Consider the following 15,586-nt stretch of genomic DNA (forward strand, 5'->3'; position numbering starts at 1 on the left):
CCGGCGTCACCGGGCCGGGGCCCGGGGAGGCGGGAGCCGAGGGCCTCAGCGGTCCTGGGGGACCCGGGACGCCGTCTCACGCGCGGCGAGGACCGTCAGCACCCGCTCGCCCCAGCGCACGTTCTCCTCCTCGAAGGCCCGGCCGCGCATCAGGTTCAGATAGGGGCCGACCCGTTCGGCCTCGCGGAGGTAGGTCTCCTCGTCGCGCCCGTCGAGCAGCCACTCGCGCAGCCGCTCGTAGCGCGCGATCTTGCCCCGGGCCCACTCCATCCGGTCCCGCACGTGCTCCCGCACCGCCGCCGTGTCCCCCTCGTCGCAGGCCTGCACCTGCACCATCAGCTCGTCGCGGACCGCCGTGGGCTTCGGTGGGTGCGCGGTGTAGGCGACGAGGTCCTCGCGGCCCGCCTCGGTGAGGGTGAACATGCGCTTGTTGGGGCGGCGTTCCTGCTGCACGACCCGGGCCTCGATCAGGCCGGCCTCGGAGAGCCGGTCCAGCTCCCGGTAGAGCTGCTGCGGGGTGGCCGCCCAGAAGTTGGCCACGGACACGTCGAAGAGCTTGGCCAGGTCGTAGCCGGACGCCTCGCCCTCCAGGAGGGCCGCAAGGACGGCGTGCTTGAGAGACATCCGGACAAAGTAGCAGTTCGTTTAATAGTTTCCTCCACACCTATTCGCCGGTGAAAGCCCTGGTGAGGGGTGGGGAGCGGTCGGCATGGCGGAAGACCGCCGGCGGCGCGAGCCCCGAACTTGCCCGGCGCACCGGGGCGTTGCGCAAAGGTACGACGAGCGTGCCGGCCGACGAGCGCCGCCGCGGCGAGCGGGACCGGCCGGGCCGTGGGCCGCCGCCGGGCACGGCACGGCGGCACGGGTCACCCGCCCGCTACACCCGCGTGCCGGAGCGCGTGCGCGACCCCGGACCGCGCGCGATCCTGGTGCCGAGGAGGAATCCCGCGCTGACGGGCGGCGCCCGGCCGACGCCCCCACCGCCCTGAAGTTCCCGAGGGAGCAAGCCCCGATGGACAGCAACGCGTTCGTCTACACGACCTACATCCGCACCAGCCCCGACGAGCTGTGGCGGGCGCTGACCGAGCCCGAGCTCACCCGCCGCTACTGGGGCGTGGCCTTCGAGACCGACTGGGCCGAGGGCTCCGCCATGGTCTGGGAGGAGGCGGGGCGCCGGACCACCGACCCCGGGCAGCGCGTCCTCACCGCCGTCCCCGGCCGCCGGCTCGCCTACACCTGGCACACCTTCACACCCGCCTGGGCCGAGGCCGTCCACATCGACGAGGCGACCCGCGCCCGGCTCGCCGGGGAACGCCGCTCCAAGGCCACGTTCGCGATCGAGCCCGCCGGGGACATGGTCAGGCTCACCCTGGTCCACGACGACCTGGAACCCGGCGGTCTGATCCGGGACATGGTGGGCGAGGGCTGGCCCGCGCTGCTCTCCAGCCTGAAGTCCCTTCTGGAGACGGGCGAGGAACTGCCCGAAGTGCCCCGCTGAGCCGTGGTGCCCCGCCGCCCCGCGCGCACGCTCCAGGCCCCGCCCCGCCCCGCCGCACCTCGCTTCGTCATACCTCGCCTCGCCTCGGCATGCCCCCTGAACCCCGAAATTCCCCCGGACGGCTCAACTTCCCGCGCTAGCGTGCCCGTATGACCGCCACCGTGACCGTACTGACCGCCGGCTATGTCGGCCCGCGCACCGCCTCGACCGTCACCCTGCTCCGCGACGGTGACACCGCCGTCGTGGTCGATCCCGGCATGGTCGCCGACCGCGCGCTGATCCTCGCGCCGCTCGCCGCCGCCGGGCTGACGCCCGAGCGGATCACCGACGTGGTGTTCAGCCACCACCACCCCGACCACACGCTCAACGCCGCCCTCTTCCCCGCCGCCCGCTACCACGACCACTGGGCGATCTACCAGGACGACCTGTGGACCGACCGTCCGGCGGACGGCTTCGCCCTGTCGCCGTCGATCCGGCTCGCCGCCACGCCCGGACACACCCCCGAGGACATCAGCACCCTCGTCGACACCGCCGAGGGTCTTGTCGTCCTCACCCACCTGTGGTGGTCCGCCGACGGTCCGCCCGAGGACCCCTACGCGACCGATCCCGACGCCCTGCACGCCTCCCGCCGGGCGATCCTCGACCTCGGCCCCGTCCTCGTCGTGCCCGGCCACGGGGAGCCCTTCGCCCCGGGTGCGGCGACGCCCCGCTGACGCGCGCCGCCCGCCCCGTTGGTGCTTTCGAGTCGTCTCGCGCCTCTCTCCCACGCCACGCCCGGTCAGTTGATCATCTTTTCCGCCCCTGATCGGTTCTGATGCACCCGACGGACCGGACCGGAACAGCCCGGACCGGACCCGACCAGACCGGGTCGGCTCAGGCGAGAAGGGGTGGGTGCCCGACGTGGCGTCACGCAACAGCATCAAGGGATGGGGCGCGCTCTCCCTCGCGGCCGGGGCCGTCCTCGCCCTCAACGCGGCCCAGCCGCCCGCCGCCGGAGCCGCCGCGCCCCGCACGGCGCCCGCGCTCGTCAGCCTGGACGCCTGCCCCGCCGGCGGCGCCCCCGGACTCTGCGCCGTCCCCCGCCGCACCGTCCTCCTGGACACCCGCCGGCCCCCGCTCACCCTCGACGGGCGCACCCCCCTCGGGCCCCTGACGCTCTCCCTCCGCACGCCCGGACGGTTCGCCGATGTCACCGTCACCGACCACAAGGGGCGCCGGATCGCGGGCGCACTGAGCGCCGTCGGCAGCCGCTGGACCAGCGCGGCGCCCCTCCCCGCCGCCGCCCGCCTCACCGCGCGGCTCGTCGTCGAGCGCACCGACCCCGGCGCCCCGCACCGTCAGAACGCCCGCCTGGACCTGCGTACCGGAGCGGCACCCGAGGGCGAACGGCTCACCGCCGAGCTCGGTCCCACCCGCGACGGGGGGCCCGGCCCGCAGCTGTACGGGGTGGGCCAGCCGCTCACCGCCGAGCTGAGCCACCCGGTGCCCGCCGCCGACGCCGAGGCCCGGCGCACGGTCGAGCGGGCCCTCGACGTCCGCTCCACCCCCCGGGTCGACGGTGCCTGGCACTGGGTCGGCCCCAGCACCCTCCACTACCGCCCGCGCGCCTACTGGCCCGCCCACGCCACCGTCCGGGTGCACAGCGCCCTCGACGGGGTCCGGGTCACCGACGGGCTCTACGGCGGACCCTCCGCCCCGCTCACCCTCACCACCGGCGACCACGTCGAGGCCGTCACCGACGTCGCCGCGCACACCCTCACCGTCTACCGCGACGGCCGCGAGATCCGGACCATCCCGGTGACCACCGGCAAGGCCGGGTACCGCACCCGAGGCGGCGTCAAGGTCGTCCTCGGCAAGGAGGCCACCGTCCGGATGCGCGGCGACTCCATCGGCATCGCCCGGGGCACCAAGGACTTCTACGACCTCAAGGTCCGCTGGGCCATCCGGGTGACGTGGAGCGGTGAGTACCTGCACGCCGCCCCCTGGTCGCTCGACGCGCAGGGCAGCGAGAACGTCAGCCACGGCTGCACCGGCATGAGCACCGAGGACGCCGCCTGGTTCTTCGACACCGTCCGCGAGGGCGACCTGGTCCGGGTCGTCAACGGGTACGGAGAGCCGATGAGCCCCTTCGACAACGGCTTCGGCGACTGGAACCTGAGCTGGTCCGAGTGGCGCCGAGGCAGCGCCCTCGGCTCCGCGCCCGCCGGCGCCGCGGGCCCCGACACCGGCGCGCTGCGCCCGGCCCTCTGACGATGCGAGGAACGACGATGACCGAGCAGACCGGCCCGGCCGGCCAGACCGAGCTGACCAGGGTCGGACTCGCGGACGGCGTGATGTACGTGGAGGCGCAGCCCCTCGGCACCGACGACGGACTCGAAGGGATCGGCGGCCGGCTGCCCGACCTGTCCGGGGTGACCGCCGCGCTCTCCTCCTTCGCGGGACAGCTCGGCGACGCCCTGCACCAGGCCGCGCCGGACCGGGCGGTGGTGGAGTTCGGCTGCCAGCTCGGCGTCGAGGCGGGCAAGCTGACCGCGCTCGTCGTCCAGGGCACCGCGACCGCCAACCTCAAGGTCACCCTCGAATGGGACAAGGGCGGGACCAGGACCGGCTGAGCTCAGTCCGCGCGGACCGCGCCCCGGGCGACCGCCGACAGCAGCGAGCCGATCGTGACACCGATGGCCAGATAGACCGAGGCCGTCCCGGTCTTCGCGTCCAGCGGCAGCCCCGTCGTGAACGGCAGCAGCACCAGCACCACCGTCGCGAGACCGACGATCCACGCGAAGAAGCGGCCCGGCTGCGGGGTGCCCAGGATCAGCAGGTGCAGCAGCGCCGTCGCCGCGAGCGCGGCCACGGCCGCGCCGCCCGCGAGCAGCCCGGTGGAGGCGTCGCCCATCACGCCGTCGCCCTCGGGCGCGAACACCGGGATCCCCAGCACCCCGCGCACCAGGAGCACCCCCACCACGGCCATCAGCGCGGCCACGACGGCCGTCATGACCCCGCCCGACCACAGCCGGGCCGGGTCCACCCGGGGTCCCCTGGCCCCGGTACCTCGCGGGGAGGCCTCCCAGGTCGACGGCGGTCCATAGGGTGACTGCTGCGGGTCCATGGGATCCCCTCCGGTGGTACGGCGGACGGCGTCCCTCCGATCGTCACCCGCCACGGACCCGCCGCAAGCCGGGCGGGTCCGTACGAGTCGATGGAAGCCGAAACCGAAGCGCCTACGCCTCTGCTCCCTCCCGCTCCTCCTCCCGCTCCCGCTCCGGCTCCCCCTCCTCCTCCGCGGCGCCCTTCTCGATCCGGCACACCAGCGCGTCGTTCTCGACGTCCGCCACGACCGTGTCCCCGGGGTCCGCCTCGCCGCCCAGCAGCAGCGAGGCGATCCGGTTGTCCAGCTCGGTCTGGATCGTGCGGCGCAACGGGCGGGCGCCGAACTCCGGCTGGTGGCCGTGGGCCACGAGCAGCTTCTTCGCCGCCTCCGTCACCTCCAGGTCCAGCCCCTGCGCCCTCACCCGCCGCTTGCTCTGGTCGATCAGCAGGTCGAAGATCCGCGACAGGTCCTCCTCGCCGAGCCCGTGGAAGATGATCGTCTCGTCGATCCGGTTGAGGAACTCCGGCCGGAAATAGTCCCGCAGGTCCTGCTTGAGGTCCTCGCGGATCTCGGACACGTCGCCGTGGTGGGCGAGGATCCGCTGGGCGCCGATGTTCGAGGTCATGATGACCACGCAGTGCCGGAAGTCGACGGTGCGGCCCTGCGCGTCGGTCAGCCGCCCGTCGTCGAGCACCTGGAGCAGCGTGTTGAAGACGTCCGGGTGGGCCTTCTCCACCTCGTCGAAGAGCAGCACGCTGTACGGCTGGCGGCGCACCTTCTCGGTGAGCTGACCGGCCTCCTCGTGCCCCACGTACCCGGGCGGGGCGCCGACGAGCCGCGAGACCGTGTGCTTCTCCTGGAACTCGCTCATGTCGAAGCGGATCAGCCGGTCCTCGTCGCCGAAGAGCAGTTCGGCCAGTGCCTTCGCCAGCTCCGTCTTGCCGACGCCCGTCGGGCCGAGGAAGAGGAAGGAGCCCACGGGCCGCTTGGGGTCGCCCATGCCCGCCCGGTTGCGCCGCACGGCCTGGGCGATCGCGACGACCGCCTCGTCCTGGCCGACGACCCGGCTGTGCAGGGCGTCCTCCAGCTTGAGCAGCCGCTCCTTCTCGTTCTCGGTCATCTGGCTCACCGGGATGCCGGTACGCCGCGACAGCACCTCGGCGATGTCCGCGGGGGTGACCTCTAGGACGCCCTCGCGGCGCTCCTCGATGCCCGCCAGTTCGCCTTCGAGGCGGGCGATGTCCTGCTTGATCCCGTTGGCGCGCTCGAAGTCCTCCGCCGCCACCGCCTCGTCCTTCTCGCGGCGCAGCTTGGCCAGCCGGTCCTCGCGCTCGACCGCCTCGGTCGAGCGCCCCAGCGAGCGCAGCCGCACCCGGGCGCCGGTGTGGTCCATCAGGTCGATCGCCTTGTCCGGCAGGAACCGGTCCCGGACGTACCGGTCCGACAGCTCCGCCGCCGCGGCGAGCGCGTCGTCGCCGTACCGCACCTGGTGGTGGGCCTCGTAGCGGTCCCGCAGCCCCTCCAGGATGCCGATGGTCTCCTCGACCGTCGGCTCCGGGATCAGCACCGGCTGGAAGCGCCGCTCCAGCGCCGCGTCCTTCTCCACGTACCGCCGGTACTCGTCGATCGTCGTCGCGCCGACGACGTGCAGCTCCCCGCGCGCGAGGGCCGGCTTCAGCATGTTGCCCGCGTCCATCGCGCCCTCGCCGGAGGCGCCCGCGCCGACCACGGTGTGCAGTTCGTCGATGAACAGGACCGTCGAGTCGGCGGCCTCCTTCACCTCGTCGATGACCTTCTTCAGCCGCTCCTCGAACTGGCCCCGGTACTGCGCCCCGGCGACCAGCCCCGACAGGTCCAGCGCCACCACGCGCCGGCCCTCCAGGGTGCGCGGCACCTCGCCCGCCACGATCCGCTGCGCCAGGCCCTCGACGATCGCGGTCTTGCCGACGCCGGGCTCGCCGATGAGCACCGGGTTGTTCTTCGAGCGGCGGGAGAGGATCTCCACCGTCTGCTCGATCTCCTCCGCCCGGCCCACCACCGGGTCCAGCTTTCCCGCGCGGGCCTCCTCCGTGAGGTCCCGGCCGTACTCGTCCAGGGTCGGCGTCTTCGACTCCGGCTTCGCCGAGGACGGCGCCTCGGCGCGCGCTTGCCGGTCCGCGGTGGTGCGCAGCGTCCCGACGTCCGTGCCGTACGAGCCGAGCAGTCTGGCCGCGGCCGAGGACGGGCTGTCGAGGAGCGCGCCGAGGATGTGCTCGGGCCCGATGTACGAGACTCCCGACTCCCGCGAGCGTTCGTAGGCGCGCAGCAGCACCCGCTTCGCCGCCGGGGTGAGCCCCGGTTCGGCCGAGGGCGTCGCGCTCTCGCCGGGCAGCACCTCGGCGACGGCCTTGCCCAGTTCGTCGGGGTCGGCCCCGGCCCGCGCGAGCAGCCCGCGCGCCGGTTCGACCTGGGTGCAGGCCCACAGCAGGTGCTCGGTGTCGAGGTCGGCGCTGCCGTCCTCGACGGCCTTGTCGGTGGCCCGTCCCAGCAGCTCGCGGGCCGACTCGGTGAGCAGCCGGCCGATCGGCACCCGCTGCACGGCCGGGGGAGAGGCCGAGGGGGACGTGCCGAAGAAGCGGTTGAGCAAGTCGTTGAAGTGGTCGGAGCCGCCGAAGGGGTCGGAACCCCCGAAGGATCCGAAGGGGGACATGGTCATGGAGTGCCGTCCAGGGTGCGTCGACTTCCGGGCAGTTCTGTCTCCACTGGACCAGCAACGCGCCCTTCCCACCCGCCGGGCGCCGGTCACGGACCGTGGCCGGCGCCGTGGCCGGCCGCCGGTCGTACGGGCTCAGCTCCCGCGCACCGGCCCCGAATCCGCCGCGCCGGCTGAGCCATCCGGGTCAGCGGCGGTGTCCGGAGCGGCCTGGCCGTCCGGTGCGGACGCTCCGGACACCCCGGTAGCCCCGGAAGTCCCCGACGCGGCGGACGCGGTGGTCGGCTCCACGGGGTCGAACAGGCCGACGGGGGACGGTTCGCCGACCCGCAGCCGGGTCCGGCGCTGGAAACCGGCCCCGACCAGGACGCCCAGGGCGATGGCGGCGACCGTCACCACGGTGCTGACCAGGCTGGACAGCCCGCCGTCGGTGTCCTTCTCGACGATGATCTCGGAGACGCTGGTGAGCCCGATCGCGCCCGGCACGAGCAGCCAGAAGCAGGGCAGGAAGACGACCTGGTCGGGGGTCTTGGAGCGGCGCTCGATCCACCCCGCCATGGGCGGCAGCAGCATTCCGGCGGCGAAGGCGCCGAGGGCCGCCCCGCCCAGCTCGCTCGCGGTCGACTGCACCAGGCGCTCGGCGAGCAGCGCGCCGAGCAGCCAGCCGGTGACCCGGGGCGGCGCCGAGTAGTAGAGCAGGAAGCCGAAGCCGAGCAGCAGCACCCCGGCCCACGGGGCCCAGGCGCCGAGCGCGTGGGACGCCGGACTGCCGACGGGGCGGGAGGGGACGAGTTCGGTGCCGACGAGGATGCCGAGGGCGAGGAGCAGCAGTACGTTGAGGGCGACCGCGAGCCGGGCGATGCCGGACAGGGCGGCGCCGGTGGCCAGTTCGATGGCGCCCAGGGTGAGTGCCGAGCCGGGCAGGAAGGCGATCAGCGGCGGGATGTAGAGGAGCGTGGGCTCCTCGTGCAGGATCGGGCCCGCCCAGCGCAGCGCGACCGCCGTGACGAGGATCGCCGTGATCACCGGCAGCGCCGAGCGGGCGGCCGGCAGCCGGTCCCCGAACAGGCGCAGCAGGCCCACCCCGAGGCCGAGGACCGCGTAGCCCACGACGGCGGCGACGGTCGCGTGCCGGATGGTGCCGAGACCCACCGTCAGCAGGACGTAGCCGAGCACCGTGGTGGCCGGGCTGAACCGCTCGGGCCGCTCCCGTTCGGCCTTCAGCGCCGCCCGCACCTCCTCCATCGGCAGCGGCCGCTCGCGCAGCCGGTCCACCAGCGACTGCAACGCCTCGATCTGGTCCAGGCGCAGGTCCGGCCCCTCGACGGGCGCGAAGTCCAGCTCGCCGCCGCGCCCGTCCCGCCCGCCGCCGACCCGTACGAACAGGCCCGTCGGCACGACGAAGCAGCGGGCGCGCATCCCGTAGCGGGCGGCGATGTCGAGGACGGCGGCCTCCACGTCGGCGGTGCGCTCCCCGGAGCGCAGCAGCTCGGAGCCGATCTCGCAGAGCAGCGCGGCGAGGTCGCGCAGCCGCTCCCGGCCGGCGTCCTCGGCCTCCGGGAGCGTGAGCGTGCCGGGGGTACGGCGGCGCAGCGGGCGGATCGAGGACGCCTTGCGGGCGAGCCCGCGCAGATGAAAGGAGGGCAATTGCCGCATTCCGGAAAGCTAGCAGCGTTCGGTCCGCCGCGCGCCGCACCCCCGCCGAGCCGCACCCCGCCGAGCCGCACCCCCGCCCCGCGCCGCACCTCCGCCCTTCGCCCGCACCCGCCCCGCGCCCGGAGCCGCTCGGACCGGGCGGCCTCAGACCCGGCCGCCGCCCGTCGTGTCCGAGGTCAGCCGCTGCGCCGCGTAGATCGGGATCACGGACAGCAGCACCAGCAGCGCCGCCACCACGTTGACCACCGGCGCCTGCTGAGGCCGTGTCATGTTGTCGAAGATCCAGAGCGGCAGCGTCCGCACCCCCGGCCCGGCCGTGAACGTCGTCACCACCACCTCGTCGAAGGAGAGCGCGAAGGCCAGCAGCCCGCCCGCCAGCAGCGCCGAGCGCGTCAGCGGGAAGGTGACGTCCCAGAAGGTCCGGAAGGTATGCGCGCCCAGGTCCATCGCCGCCTCCTCGTACGAGCCGGGGAGCCGGCGCAGCCGGGCCGTCACGTTGTTGAAGACGACCACGATGCAGAAGGTCGCGTGCCCCACGATCACCGTGAAGAGCCCGAGGCCCACCCCGAGCGGCGCCAGCACCGTCCCGAAGGCCGAGTTGAGCGCGATACCGGTGACGATCCCGGGCAGCGCGATCGGCAGCACCACCGCGAAGGACACCGCCTCGCGCCCGAAGAACCGGTGCCGCTGCACGGCGAAGGCGATCAGGGTCCCGAGGACCAGCGCGATCGCGGTCGCCGCGAGCCCCGTGCGCACCGACACCCACAGGGCCTCCCGGGCCCCCTCGTTGTCCCAGGCCGCCGCCCACCACTCCAGCGTCAGGCCGGGCGGCGGCCAGCTCGCCGAGCGGTCCGGGTTGAGCGAGCCGAGCAGCACGAGCAGCAGCGGCAGGTAGATCACCGCGAAGCCGAGCCCGGCGGCGGTGCGCAGCGCGATCCGGGCGGGACGGGAGAGGTTCATCGGGAGCGGTCCTTCCGCGGACGGGTCCGGCTGACGGTTCGCGGCCCGGTCACAGGCCGCGCAGCGCCCCGGTGCGCCGCACCGCGAGCAGGTAGAGCACGATGACGGCCACCGGCACGGTGCCGAGCGCGGCGGCCAGCGGCAGGTCGAGGGTGACGTTCGAGTAGACGAGGTTGCCGATCAACTGGGTCTTGCCGCCGACGATCTGCACGGTGATGTAGTCGCCGAGGCTCAGCGAGAAGGTGAACACCGAGCCCGCCGCCACCGCCGGCCACACCACCGGCAGCACCACCGAGACGAAGGTCCGCCCGGCCCGCGCGCCGAGGTCCGCGGAGGCGTGCAGCAGGTTGTCCGGGAGCTGCTCCAGCGCCGTGTGGATCGGCAGGATCATGTACGGCAGCCAGAGGTACGTGAGCACCATGACCGTGGCGGTCAGCCCGTAACCGGGGCCGCTGAGCCCCAGCGGGCGCAGCGCCCAGTCGAGCGGTCCGCCCTCGGAGAGGATGAGCCGCCACGCGTACACCTTCACCAGGTAGCTGGCCCACAGCGGGGTGAGGATGGCGACCACCAGCAGTGGGCGGCGGCGCGGGCTCGCCACCCGGGCCGTGTAGAAGGCGAGCGGGAAGGCGATGAGCGCGCAGAGCACCGTCACGGTCAGCGCGACGCCGACCGTGCGCAGCGCGACGGTCCGGTAGACCGGCGAGGAGACCAGCTCCTGGAAGTTCCGGCCCGACCAGACCCGCACCACCTCGGAGGTGAAGGTGTCGGTGGTCCAGAACGCCGAAAGGAACAGCGCGCCCAGCGAGCCGAGGTAGGCCAGCACCAGCCACAGCAGCGGCGCGGTGAGCAGGGCGGCGAGCCGGACCCGGGGCCTGCGGTGCAGGGCGCCGGCGAGCCGCCGGACGGGACCGGCGGCGCGCTGCCCGGCGGGCGCGGGGGAGAGGATGGTCATGGGACGGCGTCAGCCCTTGATCTCGTTCCATGCCTGCACCCACTTGGCGTACGGGACGCAGGTCGCGTCCGTGCGCCCGTCGAGGCACTGCTCGATCGGCGTGGTCCAGAAGTGCACGTTCTTCCAGTAGGCCTCGTCGCTCGCGTGGAAGGTGGCGCAGTGCGCCTTGTCGGCGGTCTCGGCGCAGGACTTCGCGTTCGCGGGGGCCTCGCCGAAGTACTCGGCGACCTGGGCGTTGGTCTTCGGCGAGACGATCCAGTCCAGCCACTTGTAGGCGCACGTCGGGTGCTTGGCCTTGGCGGACACCATCCAGGTGTCGGACCAGCCGGTGGAGCCCTCCTTCGGCAGCACCGCCTCGACCTTGGCGCCCTCCGCCTTGGCGAGGTTGGCGATCACCTGCCAGCTGGTGCCGACGACGGAGTCGCCGCTCTTGAAGGCGGAGATCTCCTTCAGGTAGTCGCTCCAGTACTCGCCGATGTGCTTGTTCTGCGCCTTCAGGAGCTCGACGGAGGCGTCGAACTGCTTCTGGTCGAGCGCGTACGGGTCGGTGATGCCGAGCTCCGGCCGGGTCGCCTTGAGGTAGAGGGCGGCGTCGGCCAGGTAGATGGGCGAGTCGTAGGCGGTCACCTTGCCGCTGTGCGCGGACGCCTTGTCGAAGACGGCGGACCAGGAGTCCGGGGCGGGGACGACCTTGTCCTTGGCGTACATCAGGAGGTTGGCGCCGCGCCCGTGCGGGATGCCGTAGGAGACGCCCTTGACGGAGTTCCACTCCTTGTTCTTCAGCCCGGCGAAGACGTCGGCGTAGTTCGGGACCAGCGCGGTGTTGACGGGGGCCGCGTCACCGGAGGCGATCAGGCGCAGCGAGGCGTCGCCGGACGCGGAGACGGCGTCGTAGGCGCCGGTCTTCATCAGGGCGACCATCTCGTCGGAGGTGGCGGCGGTCTTGGCGTTGACCTGACAGCCGGTCCGCTTCTCGAAGGCGCTCACCCAGTCGGTCTTGGGGTCGTTGGAGCCGTCCTCGACGTACCCGGCCCAGGCGACCAGGTTGACCTCGCCCTCGGGCGCGCCGAGGGAGGTCGGCGCCTTGAGCGCGGGCGGGTTGAGACCGCCGGACTTGCCCGAGCCGCCCTGGCCGGTGGAGCCGCAGGCGGTCAGGAGGAGCAGTCCGGAGACGGCGGCGGCCGTCAGGAGCGAGCGGTGCAGGCGCACGGGGTTCTCCGTTGCGTGAGGGTGCGGTACGGGGAGGGGCTGGCTACGGGGGACGGGGGACGGGTGACGGGATGCCGGGGACCTGCGTACGAGGGGACCGGCGTACGAGGGGACCCGCGTACGAGGGGGCTCAGGCCCCCTGTGGCGGCGGCCCGGCCTCGGCGGGCGCCCCCGCGCGGGCCGGCTCCGCCGCCGGGGCGTGCCCCGAGGCGTGGTCCGGTCCAGCCGCCGGACCCGGCACGGGCACCGGGACACCGACCGCGTGGCGCGGGTGCCAGCGGAGCTCGACCCGGGCGCCCCGGAAGCCGGCGAGGTCGTCGGCGGAGGTCTCCAGGTTCTGCTGGAGTGCGGTGAGCCGCCCGCCCACGTCGAGGTCCACCAGGAAGCGGGTGGCGTCGCCCAGGTAGACCACCTCGGCGACGGTCCCGGCGGCGCGCGTCAGGCCCGGCTCGGCGAGCGCGGCGGGGTCCCTGACGACGCGGATCTTCTCCGGCCGGACGCTGTAGGTGCCGGAGGCGCCGAGCACGGCTCGCGCGGTCTCGCCGACGAGCAGGTTGGAGGTGCCGACGAAGCCGGCGACGAAGGGGCTGGCGGGGCGCTCGTAGATCTCGGCGGGGGAGCCGACCTGCTCGATCCGGCCCTGGTGGAAGACGGCGATCCGGTCGCTCATCGTCAGGGCCTCCTCCTGGTCGTGGGTGACGAACACGAAGGTGATGCCGACCTGCCGCTGGATCGCCTTGAGTTCGACCTGCATCTGTTCGCGCAGCTTGAGGTCGAGCGCGCCGAGCGGCTCGTCGAGCAGCAGCACGCGGGGGCGCCCGACGAGCGCGCGGGCCAGGGCGACGCGCTGGCGCTGGCCGCCGGAGAGCTCGCCGGGCCGGCGCCCGCCGAGCCCTTCGAGGCGGACCTGGGCGAGCGCGGCGCGGGCCCGGACCAGCCGCTCGGCCTTGCCGACCCCGCGCACCTTCAGCGTGTACGCCACGTTCTGCTCGACCGTCATGTGCGGGAAGAGGGCGTAGTCCTGGAAGACGGTGTGCACGTCCCGCTCGAAGGGCGCGAGCCGGGTGACGTCCCGGCCGGCCAGCTCGACGGTGCCCGCGCTCGGGCTCTCGAAGCCGGCGATCATCCGCAGCACGGTCGTCTTGCCCGAGCCGGACGGTCCGAGCATCGAGAAGAACTCGCCGTCGGCGATCTCCAGGTCCACCCCCGCCACCGCCTCGGTGCGGCCGTAGCTCTTACGCAGTCCCGAGAGCCGGACCGCCATTCCCTCCATGGGCGGGAACCTTTCTGGTGCGGTGATGCGTTGTGACGAGCGTGAGCGTAAACATATGAAGTCATAGTTCAAATCTCAAGACCCCTTTAAGGTAAAGGCTGAGTCAACGCGCGAGGTGGTACACCGTGAGGCCAGACGGAGACGGCAGACAGAGCGCGGGCGCGCACAGGAGCGCCCGCAGGACCGTGTTCACCCCCGTCGACACCCGCGCGCGGGTCGACACCGTGGCGCGCAGGCTCGGCGACGCCATAGAGCTCGGACTCCTCGCCGACGGCGAGCAGCTGCCCGGCGAGGCCGAGCTGGCCGCCCAGCTCGGCGTCTCCACCGTGACCCTGCGGGAGGCCCTCATGGCCCTCCGGCAGCAGGGTCTCGTCACCACCCGCCGGGGCCGGGGCGGCGGCAGCTTCGTCACCGTCCCCGAAGGCCCGCCCGAGGACCGGCTGCGCGCCCGCCTCGCCGACTGGTCCACCGAGGAGCTCCGCGACCTCGGCGACCACTGGGCCGCCGTCTCCGGCGCCGCCGCGCTCCTCGCCGCCCGCCGCACCGGACCCGGCGAACTGCGCCCGCTCGCCCGGACCGTGGACGAGTTCACCGCCGCCGAGGACCCCGCCGCCCGCAGCCGCCTCTACGGACGCTTCCACGTGGAGTTGGCCGCCGCCGCCCAGTCCGCCCGGCTCACCCGCGAGGAGATCGCGCTCCAGACCGAGTTGGGCGCCCTCCTCGTCCTCGTCCTCGACGAGCCCGGCTATCCCGGACGCGTGGCGGATCGTCACCGCTCCGTGATCTCCGCCGTGCAGGATGAGGCCGACGAACGGGCAAGGATGCTGGCCGAGCAGTGCGTCCGCGAGTCCGTGGACCGGCTGATCGCCCTGCGGCTCGCTCCCGAGGAGGACACCGATGGCCAGGAGCACCGGGCTCGCCCGCCCCGAGGGGGCCGCCACCGCTGACCCGCCCCGCCCCGCCGGGCCCGCAGCCGTCGCGCGGCGCGTCGGCGACACCCTGGAGGGCGTGTTCGGCGCCGTCGCCGCGATCCGCGCCGAGACCGCGGAGCTGCTCACCGCCGCGACGGCAGGCGGCCGGGCCCCCGTCTCCGCCGGACTCGCCGCGCTGCGGCCCGGACTGCGCGCGGCGCTCGCCGCCCACCCGCTCGTCTCCGGCGCCGGCTTCGTCGCCGCCCCCGGCCTCCTCGCCGACGCGCCGGGCTGGCTGGAGTGGTGGCAGCGCGGCCCCGAGGACACCGTCCGCCCGTTGCTCCTCGACCTCGACCCGGCACACTCCGCGTACTCCGACTACACCCACTGGGAGTGGTACGCGCTGCCCCGCGAGACCGGCCGCCGGGCCGTCGCCGGACCCTACGTCGACTACCTCTGCTCCGAGGAGTACAGCCTCACCCTCTCCGCACCCGTCCACACCGGCGGGCGCTTCGCCGGGGTCGCCGCCGCCGACGTCTACCTCCGCCACTTCGAGGCGGCCGTGCTGCCCGAGCTCCAGCGGCTGCCCGTCCCCGCCCGCCTGGTGAACGCCCGAGGCCGGGTCGCCGCCTCCACCGACCCGGGCCACCTCGCGGGCTTCCTCACCAAGGGCCCCGACTTCGCCGCCGTCCTGGCCGACGCCGGGACCGGCCCCGCCCGCCCCTCCGGCCACCGCCACGGCTCCCTGCTCCTGACGCCCTGCGCGGGCACCCCGCTGGTCCTGGTGACCCCGGATCAGCCGGACCGGTGACACTCGGCCCGTACCCGGCTGCCAGGATGGCCCCGTGCACACCCAGAACAGAGACACCCGGCTGGCCGAGGCGGTCGCCCTGCGCGAGCGCGGCAGCCGAGAGGAGGCCCGCGACCGGCTCCTCGTCCTCACGGCCGACCACCCGGACGACCCCGAGATCGCCTACCAGACCGCGTGGGCCCACGACGTGCTCGGCCTGGAGGCCGAGGCCGTGCCGTACTACGAGAAGGCCCTGGCCGCCGAGGGCCTCGGCACGGAGGACCGCAGGGGCGCCCTCCTCGGCCTCGGCAGCACCTACCGGACCCTGGGCCGCTACGAGGACGCCGTCACCACCCTGCGGCGCGGCACCGAGGAGTTCCCGGACGACGGCGCGCTGCGCGCCTTCCTCGCCATGGCGCTCTACAACACCGGCCGGCACCACGACTCCACCCGGCTCCTGCTCCGCCTCCTCGCGGAGACCAGCACCGACCCGCACGTGCGCGGGTACCGCAAGGCCATCGAGTACTACGCGGAGGACCTCGACCGGGTGGAGTGAG

The 15,586-nt window shown here is 73.9% G+C and carries 15 protein-coding genes; 7 read left to right on the plus strand and 8 right to left on the minus strand.

Annotated features, from left to right (window positions below):
- Nucleotides 1-45 precede the first annotated feature (45 nt).
- Complete coding sequence (locus tag ACZ6J5_RS08245) at nt 46-624, minus strand: PadR family transcriptional regulator (protein ID WP_469388967.1); 579 nt, start codon at nt 622-624, stop codon at nt 46-48.
- A gap of 388 nt (nt 625-1,012) precedes the next feature.
- Between ACZ6J5_RS08245 and ACZ6J5_RS08250 the strand changes: the two genes are divergently transcribed.
- The 4 genes from ACZ6J5_RS08250 to ACZ6J5_RS08265 all read left to right on the plus strand — a co-directional run bounded on the left by ACZ6J5_RS08250 (nt 1,013) and on the right by ACZ6J5_RS08265 (nt 4,110).
- The gene (locus tag ACZ6J5_RS08250; RefSeq protein WP_469388969.1) at nt 1,013-1,498 is read left to right on the plus strand and encodes an SRPBCC domain-containing protein; all 486 of its coding nucleotides are present in this window, start codon (nt 1,013-1,015) and stop codon (nt 1,496-1,498) included.
- A gap of 149 nt (nt 1,499-1,647) precedes the next feature.
- Nucleotides 1,648-2,211 carry an MBL fold metallo-hydrolase gene (locus ACZ6J5_RS08255; RefSeq protein ID WP_469388971.1) on the plus strand — a complete coding sequence of 188 codons (564 nt, stop codon included), beginning with the start codon at nt 1,648-1,650 and terminating at the stop codon, nt 2,209-2,211.
- Between the two features lie 187 nt (nt 2,212-2,398).
- Nucleotides 2,399-3,748: a L,D-transpeptidase gene (locus tag ACZ6J5_RS08260; protein WP_469388974.1), complete on the plus strand. Its 1,350-nt coding sequence runs from the start codon at nt 2,399-2,401 to the stop codon at nt 3,746-3,748.
- A gap of 17 nt (nt 3,749-3,765) precedes the next feature.
- Entirely contained in the window at nt 3,766-4,110 is a 345-nt protein-coding gene (locus ACZ6J5_RS08265) for a CU044_2847 family protein (protein WP_469388976.1), read from the plus strand.
- Nucleotides 4,111-4,112: 2 nt separating this feature from the next.
- On the opposite strand, the gene ACZ6J5_RS08270 is transcribed toward ACZ6J5_RS08265, so the two are convergent.
- The 7 genes from ACZ6J5_RS08270 to ACZ6J5_RS08300 all read right to left on the minus strand — a co-directional run bounded on the left by ACZ6J5_RS08270 (nt 4,113) and on the right by ACZ6J5_RS08300 (nt 13,328).
- Nucleotides 4,113-4,604, minus strand: a complete 492-nt coding sequence (locus ACZ6J5_RS08270; RefSeq protein WP_469388978.1) for a DUF6069 family protein — start codon at nt 4,602-4,604, stop codon at nt 4,113-4,115.
- A 112-nt stretch (nt 4,605-4,716) separates the two neighbouring features.
- A complete protein-coding gene (locus tag ACZ6J5_RS08275; protein WP_469388980.1) occupies nt 4,717-7,281 on the minus strand; it encodes an ATP-dependent Clp protease ATP-binding subunit in 2,565 nt (854 codons plus the stop codon).
- A 132-nt stretch (nt 7,282-7,413) separates the two neighbouring features.
- Nucleotides 7,414-8,934 (minus strand): threonine/serine exporter family protein, encoded by a 1,521-nt coding sequence (locus ACZ6J5_RS08280; RefSeq protein ID WP_469388982.1) that lies wholly within the window; start codon nt 8,932-8,934, stop codon nt 7,414-7,416.
- Nucleotides 8,935-9,078: 144 nt separating this feature from the next.
- Nucleotides 9,079-9,894, minus strand: a complete 816-nt coding sequence (locus tag ACZ6J5_RS08285; RefSeq protein ID WP_469388984.1) for an ABC transporter permease — start codon at nt 9,892-9,894, stop codon at nt 9,079-9,081.
- Between the two features lie 49 nt (nt 9,895-9,943).
- Complete coding sequence (locus ACZ6J5_RS08290) at nt 9,944-10,846, minus strand: ABC transporter permease (protein WP_469388986.1); 903 nt, start codon at nt 10,844-10,846, stop codon at nt 9,944-9,946.
- Between the two features lie 9 nt (nt 10,847-10,855).
- The gene (locus ACZ6J5_RS08295; RefSeq protein WP_469388988.1) at nt 10,856-12,055 is read right to left on the minus strand and encodes an ABC transporter substrate-binding protein; all 1,200 of its coding nucleotides are present in this window, start codon (nt 12,053-12,055) and stop codon (nt 10,856-10,858) included.
- Nucleotides 12,056-12,185: 130 nt separating this feature from the next.
- Nucleotides 12,186-13,328: an ABC transporter ATP-binding protein gene (locus ACZ6J5_RS08300; protein WP_469388990.1), complete on the minus strand. Its 1,143-nt coding sequence runs from the start codon at nt 13,326-13,328 to the stop codon at nt 12,186-12,188.
- A gap of 185 nt (nt 13,329-13,513) precedes the next feature.
- Between ACZ6J5_RS08300 and ACZ6J5_RS08305 the strand changes: the two genes are divergently transcribed.
- The 3 genes from ACZ6J5_RS08305 to ACZ6J5_RS08315 are packed head-to-tail and all read left to right on the plus strand — an operon-like array spanning nt 13,514 to nt 15,585.
- A complete protein-coding gene (locus tag ACZ6J5_RS08305) occupies nt 13,514-14,275 on the plus strand; it encodes a FadR/GntR family transcriptional regulator (protein WP_469388992.1) in 762 nt (253 codons plus the stop codon).
- Nucleotides 14,226-15,050, plus strand: a complete 825-nt coding sequence (locus ACZ6J5_RS08310) for a cache domain-containing protein (RefSeq protein WP_469388994.1) — start codon at nt 14,226-14,228, stop codon at nt 15,048-15,050. The genes ACZ6J5_RS08305 and ACZ6J5_RS08310 overlap by 50 nt, the downstream gene beginning before the upstream one ends.
- 34 nt (nt 15,051-15,084) lie before the next feature.
- Nucleotides 15,085-15,585, plus strand: a complete 501-nt coding sequence (locus ACZ6J5_RS08315) for a tetratricopeptide repeat protein (RefSeq protein ID WP_469388996.1) — start codon at nt 15,085-15,087, stop codon at nt 15,583-15,585.
- Nucleotide 15,586 lies beyond the last annotated feature (1 nt).

This window comes from Streptomyces sp. NPDC042100 (genome assembly GCF_055582325.1).